General features: G+C 60.9%; 15 protein-coding genes, 1 tRNA gene and 1 pseudogene. 9 read left to right on the plus strand and 8 right to left on the minus strand.

The features are described 5' to 3' along the window. Window positions 1-6: 6 nt before the first annotated feature. Complete coding sequence (uvrA, locus tag D1222_RS08345) at window positions 7-2,922, minus strand: excinuclease ABC subunit UvrA (RefSeq protein WP_119453825.1); 2,916 nt, start codon at window positions 2,920-2,922, stop codon at window positions 7-9. Window positions 2,923-3,135: 213 nt separating this feature from the next. Here uvrA and ssb point away from each other — a divergent pair, with 213 nt between their 5' ends. Together ssb and D1222_RS08355 are read left to right on the plus strand one after the other, a co-directional pair. Further along, entirely contained in the window at window positions 3,136-3,624 is a 489-nt protein-coding gene (gene ssb / locus D1222_RS08350; RefSeq protein WP_119453826.1) for a single-stranded DNA-binding protein, read from the plus strand. Between the two features lie 80 nt (window positions 3,625-3,704). Then, window positions 3,705-4,268 (plus strand): hypothetical protein, encoded by a 564-nt coding sequence (locus tag D1222_RS08355; protein ID WP_119453812.1) that lies wholly within the window; start codon window positions 3,705-3,707, stop codon window positions 4,266-4,268. A gap of 9 nt (window positions 4,269-4,277) precedes the next feature. Here the strand turns inward: D1222_RS08355 and D1222_RS08360 are convergent, their stop codons facing one another. Genes D1222_RS08360 through D1222_RS08370 form a run of 3 tightly spaced genes read right to left on the minus strand, consistent with a single transcriptional unit; the run spans window position 4,278 to window position 6,516 of the window. Further along, window positions 4,278-4,796 (minus strand): GrpB family protein, encoded by a 519-nt coding sequence (locus tag D1222_RS08360; RefSeq protein ID WP_119453827.1) that lies wholly within the window; start codon window positions 4,794-4,796, stop codon window positions 4,278-4,280. A gap of 34 nt (window positions 4,797-4,830) precedes the next feature. Beyond that, window positions 4,831-5,463: a YitT family protein gene (locus D1222_RS08365; RefSeq protein ID WP_119453813.1), complete on the minus strand. Its 633-nt coding sequence runs from the start codon at window positions 5,461-5,463 to the stop codon at window positions 4,831-4,833. Between the two features lie 30 nt (window positions 5,464-5,493). Next, window positions 5,494-6,516, minus strand: a complete 1,023-nt coding sequence (locus D1222_RS08370; RefSeq protein WP_119453814.1) for a Kelch repeat-containing protein — start codon at window positions 6,514-6,516, stop codon at window positions 5,494-5,496. Between the two features lie 180 nt (window positions 6,517-6,696). On the opposite strand from D1222_RS08370, the gene D1222_RS08375 reads away from it, so the two are divergent. The 6 genes from D1222_RS08375 to tgt all read left to right on the plus strand — a co-directional run bounded on the left by D1222_RS08375 (window position 6,697) and on the right by tgt (window position 14,552). After that, window positions 6,697-7,932: an acyl-CoA dehydrogenase family protein gene (locus D1222_RS08375; RefSeq protein WP_119453815.1), complete on the plus strand. Its 1,236-nt coding sequence runs from the start codon at window positions 6,697-6,699 to the stop codon at window positions 7,930-7,932. A 155-nt stretch (window positions 7,933-8,087) separates the two neighbouring features. Continuing rightward, a complete protein-coding gene (gene gyrA, locus D1222_RS08380; protein WP_119453816.1) occupies window positions 8,088-10,859 on the plus strand; it encodes a DNA gyrase subunit A in 2,772 nt (923 codons plus the stop codon). Between the two features lie 52 nt (window positions 10,860-10,911). Further along, window positions 10,912-11,406 carry a pantetheine-phosphate adenylyltransferase gene (coaD, locus tag D1222_RS08385; protein WP_119453817.1) on the plus strand — a complete coding sequence of 165 codons (495 nt, stop codon included), beginning with the start codon at window positions 10,912-10,914 and terminating at the stop codon, window positions 11,404-11,406. Next, window positions 11,403-12,299 (plus strand): peptidylprolyl isomerase, encoded by an 897-nt coding sequence (locus D1222_RS08390; RefSeq protein WP_119453818.1) that lies wholly within the window; start codon window positions 11,403-11,405, stop codon window positions 12,297-12,299. The genes coaD and D1222_RS08390 overlap by 4 nt, the downstream gene beginning before the upstream one ends. A gap of 9 nt (window positions 12,300-12,308) precedes the next feature. Beyond that, window positions 12,309-13,361: a tRNA preQ1(34) S-adenosylmethionine ribosyltransferase-isomerase QueA gene (queA, locus tag D1222_RS08395; RefSeq protein ID WP_119453819.1), complete on the plus strand. Its 1,053-nt coding sequence runs from the start codon at window positions 12,309-12,311 to the stop codon at window positions 13,359-13,361. Between the two features lie 45 nt (window positions 13,362-13,406). After that, window positions 13,407-14,552: a tRNA guanosine(34) transglycosylase Tgt gene (tgt, locus tag D1222_RS08400; protein ID WP_119453820.1), complete on the plus strand. Its 1,146-nt coding sequence runs from the start codon at window positions 13,407-13,409 to the stop codon at window positions 14,550-14,552. Here tgt and D1222_RS08405 read toward each other — a convergent pair. After that, window positions 14,497-15,216 (minus strand): hypothetical protein, encoded by a 720-nt coding sequence (locus D1222_RS08405; RefSeq protein ID WP_119453821.1) that lies wholly within the window; start codon window positions 15,214-15,216, stop codon window positions 14,497-14,499. The two genes, tgt and D1222_RS08405, sit on opposite strands and share 56 nt — an antisense overlap. 114 nt (window positions 15,217-15,330) lie before the next feature. Here D1222_RS08405 and D1222_RS08410 point away from each other — a divergent pair. Beyond that, a tRNA-Lys gene (locus D1222_RS08410) sits at window positions 15,331-15,406 on the plus strand. Window positions 15,407-15,478: 72 nt separating this feature from the next. Here D1222_RS08410 and D1222_RS08415 read toward each other — a convergent pair. The 3 genes and pseudogenes from D1222_RS08415 to gmd all read right to left on the minus strand — a co-directional run bounded on the left by D1222_RS08415 (window position 15,479) and on the right by gmd (window position 18,333). Then, a complete protein-coding gene (locus D1222_RS08415) occupies window positions 15,479-16,504 on the minus strand; it encodes a tyrosine-type recombinase/integrase (protein WP_119453822.1) in 1,026 nt (341 codons plus the stop codon). Window positions 16,505-17,152: 648 nt separating this feature from the next. After that, window positions 17,153-17,260, minus strand: a pseudogene (locus tag D1222_RS08420) (NAD-dependent epimerase/dehydratase family protein); the annotation flags it as partial. A 2-nt stretch (window positions 17,261-17,262) separates the two neighbouring features. Next, a complete protein-coding gene (gene gmd, locus D1222_RS08425) occupies window positions 17,263-18,333 on the minus strand; it encodes a GDP-mannose 4,6-dehydratase (RefSeq protein WP_119453664.1) in 1,071 nt (356 codons plus the stop codon). Window positions 18,334-18,336 lie beyond the last annotated feature (3 nt).

The raw sequence follows: 18,336 nt of genomic DNA on the forward strand, positions 1-18,336 counted from the left end.
GCGGCGCTATTCGGCCGCCTGTTTTGCTTTCAGGCTTTTGGCGTACGACGCGCGGCGTTCATCCTGACGACGGAAAGTTTCCGCAAGGAAGCGTCCGGTCCAGCTTTCTTCGATGGCAGCCACCTCTTCAGGCGTGCCGACAGCAACGATCTTGCCGCCGCCATCACCGCCCTCGGGGCCGATATCGATGAGGTGATCGGCGGTCTTGATGACGTCGAGATTGTGCTCGATCACCACGACCGTGTTGCCGGCATCGACGAGCTCATGCAGCACTTCGAGAAGCTTGCGAACGTCCTCGAAGTGAAGGCCGGTGGTCGGTTCATCGAGAATGTAGAGCGTGCGGCCCGTTGCGCGTTTGGAAAGCTCTTTCGCCAGTTTGACGCGCTGCGCCTCACCACCTGAGAGCGTCGTCGCCTGCTGGCCGACCTTGATATAGGTGAGGCCGACCCGGCTCAGCGTTTCCATCTTGGACTGGATGCTTGGCACGGCGTGGAAGAACTTTTCAGCCTCTTCCACGGTCATGTCGAGCACGTCTGCGATGGACTTGCCCTTGTAGAGGACTTCCAGCGTCTCGCGGTTATAGCGTTTGCCGTTACAGGTCTCGCAGGTGACGTAGACGTCCGGCAGGAAGTGCATCTCGATCTTGATGACACCGTCGCCCTGACATGCCTCGCAGCGCCCGCCCTTCACATTGAAGGAGAAGCGGCCCGGCTTGTAGCCGCGCGCCTTGGCTTCTGGCAGGCCGGCGAACCAGTCACGGATCGGCCCGAAGGCGCCGGTATAGGTCGCCGGGTTGGAACGCGGTGTGCGGCCGATGGGCGACTGGTCGATATCGATGACCTTGTCGAGATGGTTCAGGCCTTCGAGGCTCTCATAAGGCGATGGGGCCTGCGAGGCGCCGTTCAGTTTGCGGGCAAGCGCCTTGTAGAGTGTCTCGATGATGAGCGTGGACTTGCCGCCGCCGGAGACACCCGTAATCGCCGTGAAGGTGCCGAGCGGGATGGTCGCGTCGACATTTTTCAGGTTGTTGCCGCTCGCGCCTTTCACGGTGAGCGAGCGGGACTTTTTCTTCAGGCGGCGCTTGGCCGGGATGGCGATCTCTTCCTTGCCTGACAGGAACGCGCCCGTCAGGCTGTCCGGGTGGGAGATGACTTCTTCTGGCGTGCCTTCAGCGATGATCTGGCCGCCATGGACGCCCGCGCGCGGGCCCATATCGATGACATGGTCAGCGGTCAGGATCGCGTCTTCATCATGCTCGACGACGAGGACGGAGTTGCCAAGGTCGCGCAGGCGCTTCAGCGTTTCCAGAAGGCGTTCATTGTCGCGCTGGTGGAGCCCGATGCTGGGCTCGTCGAGCACGTAGAGCACGCCCTGCAGGCCAGAGCCGATCTGGCTGGCGAGCCGGATGCGCTGGCTTTCGCCGCCCGACAGCGTGCCGGAGGCGCGTGACAGGGAGAGGTATTCAAGGCCGACCGCATTGAGGAAGACCAGCCGGTCATTGATTTCCTTCAGGATGCGGGTCGCGATTTCCTTTTGCTGATCGTTCAGCGTGTCGACGACCTTGCCGAACCAGTCGCCAGCCTGCTTGATCGAGAATTCGGCGCTGTCGGAAATATCGAGTCCGTCGATCTTTACCGCGAGCGCTTCGGGCTTCAGGCGCTTGCCGTTACAGGACGGGCAGGGGGCGGCGGACTGGAACTTTGAGATCTCGTCGCGGGCCCACTGGCTGTCAGTTTCGCGGTAGCGGCGGTTGAGGTTCGGGATGACGCCTTCGAAGGTCTTCTTCACTTCGTAGCGGCGCAGGCCATCATCATAGACAAACTGGATTTCCTCATCGCCGGTGCCGTTGAGGATCACGTCGCGCACCTTCTGCGCGAGCTTGTTCCAGGCGGTGTCGAGGTCGAAATCGTAATGGTCGGCCAGCGCCTGCAGCGTCTGCGTCTGGTAGGGCGACGCGGCGCGGGCCCATGGGGCGATGGCACCTTTTGCAAGCGACAGATCCTTGTCAGGCACGACAAGCTCAGGGTCGACCTTGGACTGTTCGCCAAGGCCATCGCAGGCCGGGCAGGCCCCGAACGGATTGTTGAATGAGAAGAGACGCGGCTCAATCTCCGGAATCGTGAAGCCGGAGACCGGGCAGGCGAAGTTGGCAGAATAGGTGATGCGCTTGTGCTCGGTCTCGCCTTCTTCGAGGTCGGCATATTCCAGCACGGCGATGCCGTTGGCGAGGCCGAGGGCGGTCTCGAAGCTCTCTGCGAGGCGCTGCTCCATGCCTTCGCGGATGACGACGCGGTCCACGACAACATCAATGTCGTGCTTGAACTTCTTGTCGAGCGTTGGCGGGCTTTCAAGATCGTGAAACTCGCCATCGACCTTCACGCGCTGGAAGCCGTTCTTCAGAAGTTCGGCGAACTCTTTCTTGTACTCACCCTTACGGCCACGGATCATGGGCGCGAGCAGGTAAAGACGTGTCTTTTCCGGCAGATCCATCGTGCGATCGACCATTTCCGAGACGGTCTGGCTCTGGATCGGAAGGCCTGTGGCCGGCGAATACGGAATGCCGACGCGCGCCCAGAGAAGGCGCATATAGTCGTAGATCTCGGTGACAGTGCCGACGGTCGAACGCGGGTTCTTGGACGTGGTCTTCTGCTCGATCGAGATCGCCGGGGAGAGACCTTCGATGCTTTCGACATCGGGCTTCTGCATCAGTTCGAGGAACTGGCGCGCATAGGCAGACAGGCTCTCGACATAGCGCCGCTGGCCCTCGGCATAGATCGTGTCGAAGGCGAGCGAGGACTTGCCCGAACCGGACAGCCCCGTCAGCACGACAAGCTTGTCGCGAGGAATGTCCACGTCGACATTCTTCAGATTATGTTCTTTCGCGCCGCGCACGCGGATCATGCGAAGATCGGGTGACGTCATCGACATAGCCTTTCGGGACCGCGCCTCGTCTTGCGTTGAAGTATCATGTGTAACTGGAGTCCAGCTTGACGACCAGAACAAAAAATGAACATTGTGCCGTCTGCAGCCATTTAAGCTGCCGATTGTGGAAATATGGGGTGTGAGGGCGACATGCGCCAAGTGACGTATTACACCCGGAAGCTGGATTCGAACCCGAAATGAATGGAGCGCGATATGGCAGGCTCAGTGAACAAGGTCATTCTCATTGGCAATCTGGGTGCAGACCCGGAAGTGCGTCAGTTCCAGAATGGCGGCCAGGTCTGCAATCTGCGTATTGCGACGTCTGATACCTGGAAAGACAAGAACACCGGTGAGCGCCGCGAGCGGACCGAGTGGCACCAGGTGGCAATCTTCTCTGAAGGTCTTGTGCGGATCGCGCAGCAATACCTGAAAAAGGGCTCCAAGGTTTACATCGAAGGCAAGCTGCAGACCCGCAAGTGGCAGGACCAGAATGGCCAGGACCGCTATTCGACCGAGGTTGTCCTGCAAGGCTATGACGGCACGCTGACCATGCTGGACAGCGCTGGCGGTGGCCAGGGCGGCGGCGGTGGCGGCCGCATGGGCGGTGGCGGCTACGGTGGTGGCGGCGGCGGTGGCCCGCGCCAGCTCGACGGTCCGCCGCAGGACTTCAACCAGGACTTCGAAGACGAGATCCCGTTCTAGACCTAGCCTCTTACGCTCGTCGCGCGGAACCGGTGGACTAGCTAGCCGTTTTCGGCCAGCGCTATCAGGAGTTCCGTGCGATGATCAGACTTCTACTATTATCTGCGGTCACCGCGTTCGCCCTTTCGGCTTGCGGCGGCGGCGACGAGACGTCGGAAGGCGGTCTCATCTCGCCGGGCAATCCCGAAAACGCTGAGGCGCAGGCGCCGAGCGAGGCTGACAGGCAATCGGCTGCCGAACAGGCAGTGATTGAGACGCCGGAAGCGGAAGCTGCATTGCAGCGCTGGGCCAACGCCCTGGAAGCACGCGATTGGGAAACCGCTCGCCAGGTCTGGGCTCAGAATGGCGAGGCAAGTGGCCTGTCGGCAGAGGAGTACGCCGAGGCCCACGAGAAGTATCAGACCGTCTCCATCACGATTGAAGATGGTCGTGCGGAAGACAATGCCGGCAAGCTCTACTTCGAGGGTCAGGTGACCATGGAAGGTGAGCTCCAGAATGGTGACGCCTATATGATGCAGGGTCCGGTCGTGCTCAGCCGCGTCGCGGATCTGCCCGGCGCCTCTACCGAGGAGCTGAGCTGGCGCATCGAAATGAGTGACTTGCGCCCGCGCCCGGTAGATGAAGAGACCGGCGAGCCGCAATGAGCTGTCCTCTCAGGCGTCGCCCGCAAGGCGTATGATCCTGTCGACAAAAGCTCGTTTGGCGCGCGTATAGGCCTCGCGGTCTTTGCTATAGCGCGCCGCAAGGCCTTTCTTGAGCTCGGCATAGGAGTGCGCTTCTTCGGGATGGTCGTTGAGGTACTCCAGGAAGGCGAGGCGACGATGCATTTCGCTGCCGGGTTCACAGACATGAAGGTGATGCGTTCGTCTTTCGCCGCGCGGTGGCATGCCCCGCACAAAGAAGAGACGGTCGGTCTTCGGATTTTCCGCCCAGAAATCGTAGCCAAGCCTGTCCAGCCTCTCCGGTAGAACGGCGCGTGCGCGCGCCAGATCGGACACGATCATCAGCATGTCGATGATTGGTTTTGCGGGCATGTTCGCAATCGCGGTGCTGCCGAAATGAACAAGATCGAGCATATCGATATCAGTTGTCGCCGCAGCGAGTCGGCTGCGCTCGCGTTCGAAGGCGGTCGGCCAGTCCGGGTCGTAGGGCGCAATTTCAATCTCATCCATGAGGCGCAAGATTAGCAGCGCCGGGACGCCTGGACTAGCTCATCCCGCGATAGCGGCCGGGGCGGTGATTGATCGCGACAGTGAGGTTCAGCACGAACGCACCGACAATGGACAGCGCGACGAGCTTCAGCGGCAGCATGAACAGCGCGATGACCAGAATGATCAGATCGACGATGAGCTGGAACAGGCCGGCGCGGATGATGCCGCGGTCCTGAAGGAACTGGGACAGGATGGTTACGCCGCCAATGCCTGCGCGGTGGCGCAGCAGGACGACGAGGCCGACGCCCATCATGGCTGCGCCTGCGACCGCTGCGAAGGCGGGGGCGAGGAAGCTGAAATCCACCCAGAGCGGCAGGAGCCGGGTCTGCGCCGAGACGAGCGCCACCGAGGCGAAAGTCCGGAGGGTAAAGCCCCAGCCCATGCGCAGGATGGACAGCGCAAAGAAGGGCAGGTTCAGCACGAAGAAAACCGGGCCGAAGGTCAGGGAGGTGCCGAACTCCACCAGAAGGCTGGTGCCCGCGACGCCGCCGGTAATCAGCATGGCTTCGCTATAGAGGATCACGCCGAAGCTGAGCAGCAGGGTGCCAAGGATGAGCGCCTGCACATCTTCGTACCATTTGTGTGGAACGACTTCGGCTTCGGTATCGGCTTCAGGTGTGTCGGACATGCGCGCTCTTTGCGCGGGGCGCTCGCTGCGTCAAGGCGTGTATATCTCTACTGCGGCGCTGGTCCGGCTGCCGCCGCGCTCCAGCGCGCCGCCGATGAGATATATGTCTGAGCCGACCGTGACGCCGCCAAGGCCGTGACGGGGCTTCGGCATATCCTCGATCGCGGACCAGCGGTCATTGCGTGGATCGTACACCCAGGCGTCTTCATAAACGCCGCCGCCATTGTCGAACCATTCGCCGCCGAATGTGTAGAGCTTGCCGTCCACCACGCCGCTGGCGAGACCGCCCTGCGCGCGCGGCATGGGGGCGAGCGTTTCCCAGCGATCCGTGCCGGGGTCATAGACTTCATGCACGGCCGTATTGCCACCATCGACAGTGCGGCCGGCGACGATGTGAAGGCGTCCGTCGAGCACACCCGCAATGGCGCTATTGCGCGCTGTTGGCATTGAAGCGAGCACTTCCCAGCGCGCGCCGTCGAAGCAGAGCAGGGTGCCCACATCGGTGTGGTCATTCCAGTCGAGATTACGGGTGCCCGATGGCTGGCGCCCGCCCGCGAGATACAGCTTTCCGCGGATGATGCCGCCGCTGCTCTCGCCGTTCACGACGGGCAGGGACGTCGCCGGGAGCCAGGCGTCGCCAGTGGCATCATAGCGCCATGCAGTGCTTTGCATCTGCCAGCCGCCTTCGGGGCCGGACTGGAAGCCGCCAATGCAGTGAAGCGCGCCATTCACGCTGACGAGTTGCGGATGATGCCGGGCGACAGGCAGGTCAGCGAGCGGCGTCCATTTGCCGGTTTCCAGGTCAAGCGCGTTGTGGGCCGCGGTCGGGCCGGTGATGCGGCCATCTTCGGCAATGAACCCGCCCGCAAGATGGATGCGGCCAGCATGGAGGCAGGGATAGATTTCCTGAACGGGGAAGGGGAGCGACGGTCCATCGCGCCAGCCACTGGTCGTTTGGGGCTGCTCGCTGTTCGCCGGGCGGGCGGCGCATCCAGCAGCCAGGCCTGCGGCGAGCCATTGGATCGACTGGCGGCGCGTCGGTGTCAGTTTCATCTACAGAATCCTCTCTACCCATCGCGGGAGACCATAGGCTGGCGCGCAGCATTGGCAAAGCTGGGGCGCGTGAGAGGAGAATTCTTGTCTTCATCGGGGCGGAGCGACGCGGCGGCAGGCCTGTGCAGCCTGCGCAATCCTGCCTAGCCTGTCCCCAGATAACGATCAGGGAGAGAAAATATGGCTATCGATTTCACCATTCCGGAAGACGCAAAGAAAGTCCGCGAGAAGGTGCGCCAGTGGGTGCAGGACGAGTGTATTCCAGCCGAAAAGCGCCTTACCGATGGTGAGGACTATAAGACCGTCCTGAATGAGCTGCGCGCCAAGGCGCGCGCCCAGGGGCTGTGGCTGCCCTTCATTCCTGAGGAGCATGGCGGCATGGGACTTGGCCCGCTCGCCAATGCGCTAGTCCAGATGGAGCTCGGCCAGAGCCATCTTGGCGCGCTGTCGATGAACTCTCAGGGGCCGGATGACGCGACCATGCTGACGCTGCTCGCGCACGGCACTGACTATCAGAAAGAAAAATTCCTCAAGCCGATCCTGAATGGCGAGAAGCGCGTCTGCTATTCGATGACGGAAAAGGCGGCCGGCGCCGACGCGACCGGCATGCAGACCCGCGCGGAAAAGGACGGCAACAGCCATTACGTGCTGAACGGTGAGAAGTGGTATTCCTCGGCCGCCAGCGTTGCTGACATCGCCGTTGTCATGGCGAAGACCAATCCGGAAGCGCCGCGCCATGAGCAGTTCTCGACCTTCATCGTCGAACTGCCGAATGAGGGCTATAATATCGTCCGCGATATCCCGACCATGGCGGTGCATGGCCCCCTCTATGAGATCATGGGCGGCGGGCATGCCGAGGTGAAGATCGAGAACCTTCGCGTTCCGCAGGAAAATCTGCTCGGCGGCGAGGGCAAGGGCTTTGCCATGGGCCAGCACAGGCTTGCCTATGGGCGCCTGCGCCACGGCATGCACAATGTCGCCATGGCGCAGCGGGCGCTGGACCTTGCGACCGAGCGGGTCACGAGCCGGACCACGTTCGGCAAGGGCCTTGAAGACCGTCAGGGCGTCCAGTTCATGCTGGCGGAGTGCGCAAGCCAGCTCTACATCGCGCGCCTCATGCTGATGCACATCGCCTACAAGGCCGAGAACGGCATGGACCTTCGCCAGGAGAACGGCATCGCCAAGGTCTTCCTCGCGAACATGGTCCACAAGGTGGTCGATACGGCGATCCAGCTGCACGGCGCGCTTGGCTATTCGCTCGATACGCCGCTGGCCGCCTGGTACACGCACATCCGCTCACAGAGGCTCGTCGATGGCCCGGATGAGGTCCACAAATGGATCACCGGCAAGAACGTCATCCGCGCCTTCAAGAAGGACGGTACGACCGCAGCGGCGGCTGGCGGCGACCTGCTGTAATTACAAGGCTTTGTAGCCGCTTTCGCGTCACGGGGGAGCGCTGCTGAAAAGCGGCGCTCCTGTTTGTGTCGGGTGCCTGCGTTTGCTAGTCTGAAAGCTAGTGATCGCGGGCGATTCGAAGCCGCGCGCAAAGCAGACAAAGAGGCCTAAAGCCCGTGAGCGACGAGACCACTCCGCCGGACGAGCCGGAAACGCCAGAAACCCCGTATGAGGATGGCATCGACCCGGTCGATATCGAGGACGAGCTAAAGCGGTCCTACCTCGATTATGCGATGAGCGTGATCGTCAGCCGTGCGCTGCCGGACGTTCGTGACGGCCTGAAGCCGGTGCACCGCCGCATCCTCTATGCGATGCATATTAACGGCAATACGCCGGACAAGGCCTACAAGAAGTCCGCCAACATCGTCGGTGCCGTGATGGGTAACTTCCACCCGCACGGCGACAGCGCGATCTATGACGCGCTCGTGCGAATGGCGCAGCCATTCTCCATGGGCCTGACGCTTGTCGACGGCCAAGGCAATTTCGGCTCGATCGACAACGATCCGCCAGCTGCGATGCGTTATACGGAATCGCGGATGACCAAGGCGGCGCAGTACCTGCTTGCCGACATCGACAAGGATACGGTCCAGTTCCAGGACACGTATGACGGCGTCCAACAGGAGCCGATGGTTCTGCCGGCGCAGTATCCGAACCTTCTCGTCAATGGCGGCGGCGGTATCGCTGTCGGTATGGCGACCAACATTCCGCCGCACAATCTGGGCGAGGTCGTCGATGCGACGCTCGCCATGATTGACGAGCCGGGGATTGATGACGAAGCCCTGCTTGAGATCGTGCCCGGCCCGGACTTTCCGACGGGCGGTCTGATCCTTGGCTATGCCGGCTCGCGCAAGGCGCTGCTTGAAGGTCGCGGCTCTGTCCTGATGCGGGCACGCACCGAGATCGAGGACGTGAAGTCTGGCCGCCAAGCCATTATTGTTTCAGAGATTCCCTATCAGGTGAACAAGGCCTCGATGGTCCAGAAGATTGCCGAACTGGTGCGCGATAAGCGCATCGAAGGCATTGCGGACCTGCGCGACGAATCCGATCGTCACGGCATTCGCGTGGTCATCGAGATCAAGAAGGATGCAAGCGCAGACGTCGTGCTGAACCAGCTCTTCCGCTTCTCGCCGCTGCAGACGTCGTTCCCGGTCAACATGCTGGCGCTGAATGGTGGTCGGCCGGAGCAGCTGAACCTGCGCGCCGTGCTTCAGGCCTTTATCCAGTTCCGCGAGGAAGTGGTTGCCCGGCGCACCAAGTTCGAGCTGAACAAGGCGCGCGACCGCGCCCACGTTCTCGTTGGCCTTGCGCTGGCTGTCGCCAATATCGACGAAGTCATCCGCATCATCCGAAACGCACCGGACCCGAATGCCGCGCGTGAGCAGTTGCTCGCCAAGGCGTGGCCGATGATGGATATGGGCCCGCTGATCGACCTGATCGCTGACAAGCGGACACGCCGCGCTGAAGGTGACACCATCTATCTATCCGATGAGCAGGCCCGCTCTATCCTTGCGCTGCAACTGTCGCGTCTTACCGGTCTTGGCCGGGACGAGATCGGCAATGAGGCCAAGGGTCTATCGGACAAGATTGCCGACTATCTCGATATCCTGCGCTCACGTCCGCGTATCCTCGACATTATCCGGGGTGAGCTGAATGAGGTGAAAGAGAAGTTCGCTGTGCCGCGGCGCTCGGAGTTCACCTTCGTGGATGCCGATCTCGATGATGAAGACCTCATCGAGCGCGAAGACATGGTCGTGACCGTGACGCATGGCGGGTATGTGAAGCGCGTGCCGCTTTCGACCTACCGCACGCAGCATCGCGGCGGTAAAGGCCGCTCTGGCATGTCGATGAAGGACGAGGATTTCGTGACGCGGCTGTTTACGGCCAACACGCACACCGAGATCCTGTTCTTCAGTTCAGAAGGCATGGTCTACAAGGAGAAGGTCTGGCGTCTGCCCGTCGGCTCCCCGCAGGCGCGTGGCAAGGCGCTGGTCAACATTTTCCCGCTGGCAAAGGATGAGCGCATCGAAAGCGTGATGCCGCTGCCCGATGATGAGGCCGCGCGCGAGGAACTCGACCTCATGTTCGCGACCCGGTCCGGCACGGTGCGCCGGAACAAGCTGTCTGACTTCACGCGGGTGAACCGCAACGGCAAGATCGCCATGAAGCTGGACGAGGGCGACGGCATTGTCTCGGTGAAGATCTGCTCCGAGCAGAATGACGTCATGCTGACGACGGTGCTGGGCAAATGTATCCGCTTCCGGGTCGATGATGTGCGCGTCTTTGCGGGCCGCAACTCGACCGGTGTGCGCGGTATCCGTTTGGACAAGGGCGACGAGGTTATCTCGCTCGGCATTCTGCACCATCTCGACTTCACGTCTGCTGAGGCGCGTGCCTATCGCAAGCATGAGATTGCGAAGATGCGTGCGATCTCTGGCGAGGAAGAGGACGAGGGCGAAGCCATCGCCGACGATGAGGAGGATGCAGGCGAGGACGAGGTATCGCTCAGCCCTGAACGCATCGCCGAAATGGGCGCGGCCGAGGAGTTCATCCTGACGGTTGCCGACGACGGCATGGGCAAGCGCTCGTCTTCCTATGACTACCGCGTCACCGGGCGCGGCGGCAAAGGTCTCGTGGCGCACAATATCTGGGGCTCTGACAAGAAGAAGGGTCCGGTCAAGCAAATCGCGCAATCCTTCACGGTCGACGACAATGACCAGGTCATGCTGGTGACGAATGCGGGCCAGCTGATCCGTACACGCGTCGACCAGATCCGTATCGCAGGGCGCGCGACTTCAGGCGTCTGGGTGCTCCGCACCAATGAAGGCGAACGGGTTGTCTCTGTGGCACGCCTTGTAGAAGACGGCGAAGACGATACAGAGGAAGAATAAGCCGTCCCCGCCCGGGGCGGCGCCAAAAGATGACTAGGCGAGGAGAGTGTCCATGCAACGTGTCGGGCTTTATCCGGGGACGTTCGACCCCATCACGGCGGGGCACCTCGACATTATCGGCCGCGGGCTGAAACTGGTCGACAAGCTGATCGTCGGTGTTGCCGTCAACGAAGCCAAGAAGCCGCTTTTCTCTCTCGATGAACGCACCGCGATCGTCGAGGAAGAAACGGCCAAGCTGCACAATCCGCGCGGTGTCGAGATTGAGGTTCGTCCGTTCGACAATCTGCTGATGCATTTTGCAGAGGCGTGCGGCGCCCATGTCATCATCCGGGGGCTGCGGGCTGTTTCGGACTTCGAATACGAATTCCAGATGACGGCCATGAACGAGCAGCTGAACCGCGAGATTGAAACTGTCTTCCTGATGGCGGATGTTCAGCATCAGGCTGTGGCTTCGCGCCTCGTGAAGGAAATTGCGAAGTTCGGGGGCGATATTTCATCGTTCGTCACGCCAAGCGTGCGGGCCAAGCTTCTGGAGAAGTATAAGTGAGATTTTCGACATTTGCGGTAAGCACGCTGGTTCTTGCAGGCATGGCGGGCGCAACCGCGTGTGCGCAAGGGGCCTCTGAAGCCCCAGAGCCGCCAGTCTACACGATGGATGATGTCGAGGCGTCGCCAGATGCCTGGCGCGAAGCCGATGCTGAAAACCTGATGGTGATGGAGACCACCAAGGGCCGTATCATTATCGAGATGCTGCCGCAGGTGGCCCCGGCCCATGCCGATCAGTTTCGCACCATCGCTAGCGAAGGCAAATGGGACGGCACTGTCTTTCACCGCGTCATTGATGACTTCATGGCGCAGGGCGGCGATATCACGGCGCTGAATGGCGAAGGTTCTGGCCTGCCAAATATCAATGGTGAGTTTGTCTTCCGCGCCAATCCAGGCGAAATGCCGATGAACGTCATCGGTCCGATGGATTCAGCGACACAAGGCCTCTATATGGGCTTCCCGATGGGGACGCAGGCCCAGTTCCTGGCTGAGCTGACCGGTGATGCAGCCGTTGAGCGCTGGATCCCTCACTGCCCGGGCGTCGTGTCGACCGCCCGCACGAGCGACCCCAATTCCGCGAACAGCCAATTCTTCCTGATGCGTCATCAGGCTGATCATCTGGACAAGCAGTACACCGCTTGGGGGCGCGTCGTTGACGGTTTTGACGTCGTCCGCGCGATCAAGCACGGCCCAGCTGGCACAGGCGTGCCGATCGCTAATCCGGACGTTTTGCAACGGGCGTACATGGTGACCGATTTGCCAGAGAGCGAACGCCCGCAAGTGTTCGTCCAGCGCAGCGACACCGAGGAATGGACCGCACGCCTCGCCGAAGCAGACCAGACCGACACGGACATCTGCGACGTGATGCGCGTACCGGCGGTCGTTGCAGAATAGGAGGGCAGGGTGGACCTATCCGCCTTTGCTTTCGAGCTTCCAGAAGAGCTGATCGCCCTGCGGCCCGTTGAGCCGCAGGATGCTGCGCGCCTGCTTGTGGTCCACGGCGATGGCCGGCTGGAGGATGCGGGCGTACGCGACCTGCCGCGCTATCTGTCGGCTGGGGATACGCTGGTCTTCAATGACACACGCGTCATTCCTGCGGCGTTGAAGGGCGTACGCCCGGCGCGCGATGAGACAGGCGCGGACGTCAATGTCGATGCCAATCTGGTCGAGCGGGTGAGCCCGGACACATGGCGGGCGCTCGCCAGGCCGGGCAAGCGGTTGAAGCCGGGCGATACAATCGCGTTTGGCGAGGGCTTCGAGGCGACCGTCAGGGAGAAGGGCGACGGCGCCGACCTGCTGCTGGTCTTCAACAGGGCCGGGGACGCGCTCGACGAGGCGTTGGATGCGTTCGGGGCGATGCCACTGCCGCCCTATATTGCGCGGCGCCGGGCAGCCGATGCGAAAGACCGCGAGACCTATCAGACAAGCTTTGCCGGCGAAGAGGCGCAATCGGTGGCCGCGCCGACCGCCGGCCTGCATTTCACACCGCGCCTTCGTGAGGAAATCGCGGCTGCAGGCATCAAGAGTGAGTGGGTGCGTCTGCATGTTGGTCTGGGGACATTTTCCCCCTTGCAGGAGAGCCAGCTGGAGAGCGGGCGCCTGCATGAAGAATGGCGGCGGGTAAGCCCCGAAGTGGCTGAGAAGCTGAATGCGGTGCGCGCCAAGGGTGGGCGGGTCGTTCCCGTCGGCACCACGGCGCTGCGTACGCTGGAAAGCTCCGTCGAGGGCGGGACAATCGTGCCGACGCTGGGGCCGACCGACATCTTCCTGAAACCTGGCGACAGACTACAGGCGACCGATGCGCTGGTGACCAATTTCCACCTGCCTGAAAGCTCTCTCTTCATGCTGGTCTGCGCACTGATGGGCACAGACATCATGCAGGCTGCGTACGCGCATGCCATCAAGGAAGGCTATCGCTTCTACTCTTATGGCGATGCGTGCCTGCTGCGTCCCTGACGGCCCGGGCTTGCCTTGTGAGCGATAATCGCTAGAGCCGCGCCCATGGCGACATTTCCGTTTGAGATAAAGGCCCGTGAGGGCAAGGCGCGTACAGGTGTGTTGAAGACCCTGCGCGGCGGTATCCGTACACCGGCCTTCATGCCCGTCGGGACGGCGGCGACCGTCAAGGCGCTGTATATGGACCAGGTCGAACAGGCCGGCGCCGATATTATCCTCGGCAACACCTACCATCTGATGCTGCGCCCGGGCGCAGAACGGGTGAAACGCCTCGGCGGTTTGCATGCGTTTTCCGGCTGGAGGGGCCCGATGCTCACAGATAGCGGTGGTTTTCAGGTCTGGTCTTTGTCGCAGCTTCGCAAGATGGACGCCGATGGAGTGACCTTCAGAAGCCATATTGATGGCTCCGAGCACCGCCTGACACCAGCGCGCAGCATCGAGATCCAGGCCGACCTACTGGGCGCCGACATCTCGATGCAGCTTGACGAATGCACTGACTTTCCGTGTACGCATGAAGAGGCTGAGCGCTCTCTCAACCTCTCGCTCGATTGGGGGGCGCGTAGCCTTGAAGCCTTCGGGGAACGGGACACACAGACGCTGTTCGGCATCGTCCAGGGCTCAAATTTCCCTGACCTTCGAGAGAAATCGGCCAAGGGCGTCGTAGCTCAGGGGTTTGGCGGCATCGCGCTGGGCGGGCTCGCCGTAGGGGAGGGGCACGACCAGATGTGCGCGACCATCGACATGACGGTCCCGCATCTTCCGGGTGACAAGCCGCGCTATGTAATGGGCGTCGGCAAGCCGATCGACCTTGTCGAGAGCGTCGCCCGCGGCATCGACATGTTCGATTGTGTCTTGCCAACCCGCGCTGGTCGGCATGGGCAGGCATGGACGTGGGACGGGCCGATCAACCTCAAGAATGCACGATTTGCGGAAGACACTTCGCCGATTGATGAGGCTGTGCCGTCGCCCGCAAGTCAGGACTATTCAAAGGCTTATCTGCATCACTTGATAAAGTCTGGCGAGTATCTCGGCTCGATGATCCTGTCCTGGCACAACACCGCCTTCTTCCAAGCCTTAATGGCGGAAATCCGTCTCGCCATCGAGGAAAACCGGTTCGAGGCACTGCGCGCCGAGCTTAGTCGTCGATGGGCTTCAACGAAGTCGTCTGCGCGGATGCCGAAGGACGCCTGAGATCAACCGGGCCATCTGGCTCAGGCGGCTGGAGGGGGTCGGGCGTAATCGGCGGCGTACCCGAGTTTGTTTTCTCCGCCACTTTGGTCTTGAGCGGCCTGTCGCCGCGATAGACAACCGGCGGCTCCTTGTCTTCCGCAAATACGGGCGCGGCAATGCCCTCACAATTCTTGGTGCGGCCGATGGCTTTCAAATACGTCCGGCGGGCGCGGCCGCGGTCAAAGGCGGCGCGCACCTTCTTCTCATGGCTGTTGGCGCCGCTGAGACGCCTTACCCAGCCGCGATAGGGGATGAGCCCGCGCGCTTCGGAGGCGACGACGCCAAGCACGCCATCAGAAGCGGTGTCAGCGGCAAGCTCTGACAGGGAAGCCTGTTCTTCTTCTGTCAGCTCGTCCCAGTCCGGAGGCAGGACCGCGTCCAGTGTCTCGATTTCTGAGGCGATGTCGGCGCAGGATGCGTCGTGGTCGACCTTGTAGGGGTTGGAAATGGCCGCGAGCACGCCCGGCACTTCATCCTTGCGAAGGTTGAGGTCCTCAAGCGGGGAAAGGGCCGCATCGGTAAAGCCGGCGCGGGTCTGGGACACCGCCTGTCCGGCGGGTTTGCTGGCGCAAGAAGCTAGCACGAGCGGCATTGAGAGAAGGGCAAGAATGGCGACCTGTTTCATGTCTCATAGAAGACACCAGCAAGTCGGCAGAATAGTGGCGCAATTTCACCTGCAATTAGGGCGTTGCAGCGCGTTGACCTGCCGCCCGCAGTCGACTAGTTAGCACGCTTCGGCGCGCCCATAGCTCAGTCGGTAGAGCAACTGACTTTTAATCAGTAGGTCACAGGTTCGAATCCTGTTGGGCGTACCATTTTCTCCGTCAATTCAGGCGTTTGTGGCGAAGCTCTCGGGCAAATTCCGATTCCGCCTTCGGCCTCAGAAACTAGCGTATTTTAGCTTTCGGGGTGCGAAGCTTCACCTTCGCTGGGCGATGGTTTTTTCGTACAGGCATTGGCTTCCTCCGAGGCGCAGCGTCTCGAGTGCGCTCAGTTATTGCCTGTGAGACCTGTTCAGCCGCCTCCAATAGCGGCGCATCATATAGATGAGCGTATCTTGCTGTCGTTTGGGTCTGTGTGTGACCGAGCAGGGCGCCAATAACAGGCAAACTATTCCCCTTGGACACAGCCAAACTCGCAAATGTGTGGCGGAGGTCGTGAAGTCTAAAGCCCTCGATTTCGGCCTCCTTCAATACCCGCGCCCAGGTTCTTCTCACTTCCTTCAACGCCGTGCCAGTTCGGGAAGGAAAGACAAACGGGCTTTCCGCATCTGGTAACTGGGATTGTCGTTTCTTGAGCAGGATGGCAACGGCCTTTGAGAGAGGCACGCGGTGTCGCCGACGTTGTTTTGTGTTGGATTCGGGTTTCGTCCAGACCTTGAAGTCGCTGTCGAACTGCTCCCACCGGGCGCTCAGCGCCTCGCTTCGTCGACATCCCGTGAAAAGCATCAGTTTGATCGCGTCAGCTGAGTCGCGGCGAGGATGCTCATCCAGAGCTTTCAGCAAGCGATCAATCTCTACGGAATTCAGGAATCGGTCGCGCTGGTTTTCAGAGTTCAGCTCTATGCCGATAGCTGGGTTGCGTTTTATCCATCCCCAGCGAACAGCAAGGTTCAGACAGCGGCGCAGGGTCGCCAGAACACGGTTTGCGGTGGTGGGCGTCCTCTCTGAAGCGAGCCGGTGGATGAGTTCGCAATCCGTGAAGGTCACGTCCTCAACCTTTTTGGAGCCGATATGTGGGATGATCCACACCTTGAAATAACGCCGCGCATCGCGCTGACCGATCTTTGCCAGTCGAGGCAAGAAGTCTCGCTCATACCTCTGGAACAGATCTCTGACGGTTGGGCGAGAAAATGCATCCCTATCCAGATCGCTGGCATGCTGCGCCGGGTTGGACCGTTCAAACTTACTCATGCTCAAAATCCCTTGGAAAAACAGTGGGTCAATGAGCGTCTGTGTAAGCTCAGCTGTTCGAGACTAGTCAAATCCAAAGGGAGAGTGGTGCAGCACGTTTCTGAACGAATTTCCCTGTTATTGTCCGATTTACAGGGAAATCGCTGATTTTTGCAGGGTAGAGCTTACTTCCAACAGCCTAAACTTCCGTATTTACAGCGCTTTGGAGCGAAATTCCCTGCGCGGAAGAACAGGGAATTTTTCGACCCAGAGCAGGGAAATTTTCTACGCGAGCAGGGTAAATCGTCCATTAGTGATACTCTTGTCCTGCGTGCCCGGCATTTGATCTCTTTCGGCTGGTGCTCAAAAGCCGGAGGATGTGCCGATGCCGAAAATTATCATCTGAGAAGCGGGCGGAGCTGGAAGCGTCTTGGTGACCCCGTCATGAGGCGTGGAAACGCAGTGCCTCGAATCAACGCGAATATTGTTTGAATGAGCTGCCGCTGAAGCGATTTGGTGTCGGCGCGCCCAAGTCAAACGCGAGACTTGGCCCGAACCAGCGCATCTTCGTCATCGCCGCAGGACATGAGTTATATGATTAAGACCCAGGCAGCCACGAGGGCTGCAAGGCAGCCGGGCGCTTCTCCCTTACCAGTTTTGCTTCACCACGGCGATAATCACCTCGCAGTTTTCCTGCTCCAGACGGCGCACGGTTGCGGCGCCGACCATCCCGCGATGGCCGGCAACCCACACCCGTTTTCCAGCGAGGTCATACATGATCAGGCGTCCTTCCAGACCGGGTCGCGCTGCATGACTTTGAGGTCCGACTGGACCATCTCACGAGCGAGATCGCGCGGTGAGGTCTCGTGGCTCCAGCCGAGCTGCTTCTTCGCCTTGGCCGGATCGCCGAGCAGGAGCTCAACCTCGGTCGGGCGGAAGTAGCGTGGATCGACCTCGACGAGGCATTTGCCGGTCTCCGAGCAGTAGCCTTTCTCGTCGACGCCCTTGCCCTTCCATTCGAGCTTGATGCCGACATCTTCGAAGGCCCACTCGACGAACTGGCGCACATGGGTCGTCTCACCGGTGGCGAGAACATAGTCGTCCGCCTTGTCCTGCTGCAGCATGAGCCACATGCCGCGGACATATTCACGGGCATGGCCCCAGTCGCGCTGGGCGTCGAGGTTGCCGAGATAGAGCTTTTCCTGACGGCCAAGCTTGATGGCGGCAGCCGCGCGCGTGATCTTGCGGGTCACGAAGGTCTCGCCGCGCAGCGGGCTCTCGTGGTTGAAGAGGATGCCGTTGGAGGCGTGCATGCCATAGGCTTCGCGGTAGTTCACCACGATCCAGTAAGCGTAGAGCTTGGCGGCAGCGTAAGGGCTGCGCGGATAGAAGGGGGTGGTTTCCTTCTGTGGCACTTCCTGAACGAGGCCATAAAGCTCCGAGGTAGACGCTTGGTAGAAGCGGGTCTTGTCTTCCATGCCGAGGATACGGATCGCCTCGAGCAGGCGAAGCGCGCCCACGGCGTCGGCGTTCGCGGTGTACTCAGGCGTCTCGAAGGAGACCTGGACGTGGCTCTGTGCGGCGAGGTTGTAGATCTCGTCTGGCTGGGACTCCTGGACGATCCGGATGAGGTTCGTCGAATCGGTCATGTCGCCATAGTGGAGGATCAGGCGCGGGTCATCGACATGCGGGTCCTGATAGAGATGCTCGATACGTCCGGTGTTGAACGAGGAAGACCGGCGTTTCACGCCATGGACCGTATAGCCCTTCTCCAGCAGGAGTTCGACCAGATACGCCCCATCCTGTCCCGTCACGCCAGTGACCAGCGCTGTCTTGTTTTTCGATGTCATTGA

Source organism: Henriciella algicola (assembly GCF_003576245.1).
Lineage (GTDB): Bacteria > Pseudomonadota > Alphaproteobacteria > Caulobacterales > Hyphomonadaceae > Henriciella > Henriciella algicola.

Coding starts and splice junctions, on each gene's coding strand:
- uvrA (WP_119453825.1), bottom strand. CDS start 2,922: ATGACGTCACCCGATCTTCGCATGATCCGCGTGCGCGGCGCGAAAGAA.
- ssb (WP_119453826.1), top strand. CDS start 3,136: ATGGCAGGCTCAGTGAACAAGGTCATTCTCATTGGCAATCTGGGTGCA.
- D1222_RS08355 (WP_119453812.1), top strand. CDS start 3,705: ATGATCAGACTTCTACTATTATCTGCGGTCACCGCGTTCGCCCTTTCG.
- D1222_RS08360 (WP_119453827.1), bottom strand. CDS start 4,796: ATGGATGAGATTGAAATTGCGCCCTACGACCCGGACTGGCCGACCGCC.
- D1222_RS08365 (WP_119453813.1), bottom strand. CDS start 5,463: ATGTCCGACACACCTGAAGCCGATACCGAAGCCGAAGTCGTTCCACAC.
- D1222_RS08370 (WP_119453814.1), bottom strand. CDS start 6,516: ATGAAACTGACACCGACGCGCCGCCAGTCGATCCAATGGCTCGCCGCA.
- D1222_RS08375 (WP_119453815.1), top strand. CDS start 6,697: ATGGCTATCGATTTCACCATTCCGGAAGACGCAAAGAAAGTCCGCGAG.
- coaD (WP_119453817.1), top strand. CDS start 10,912: ATGCAACGTGTCGGGCTTTATCCGGGGACGTTCGACCCCATCACGGCG.
- tgt (WP_119453820.1), top strand. CDS start 13,407: ATGGCGACATTTCCGTTTGAGATAAAGGCCCGTGAGGGCAAGGCGCGT.
- D1222_RS08405 (WP_119453821.1), bottom strand. CDS start 15,216: ATGAAACAGGTCGCCATTCTTGCCCTTCTCTCAATGCCGCTCGTGCTA.
- D1222_RS08415 (WP_119453822.1), bottom strand. CDS start 16,504: ATGAGTAAGTTTGAACGGTCCAACCCGGCGCAGCATGCCAGCGATCTG.
- gmd (WP_119453664.1), bottom strand. CDS start 18,333: ATGACATCGAAAAACAAGACAGCGCTGGTCACTGGCGTGACGGGACAG.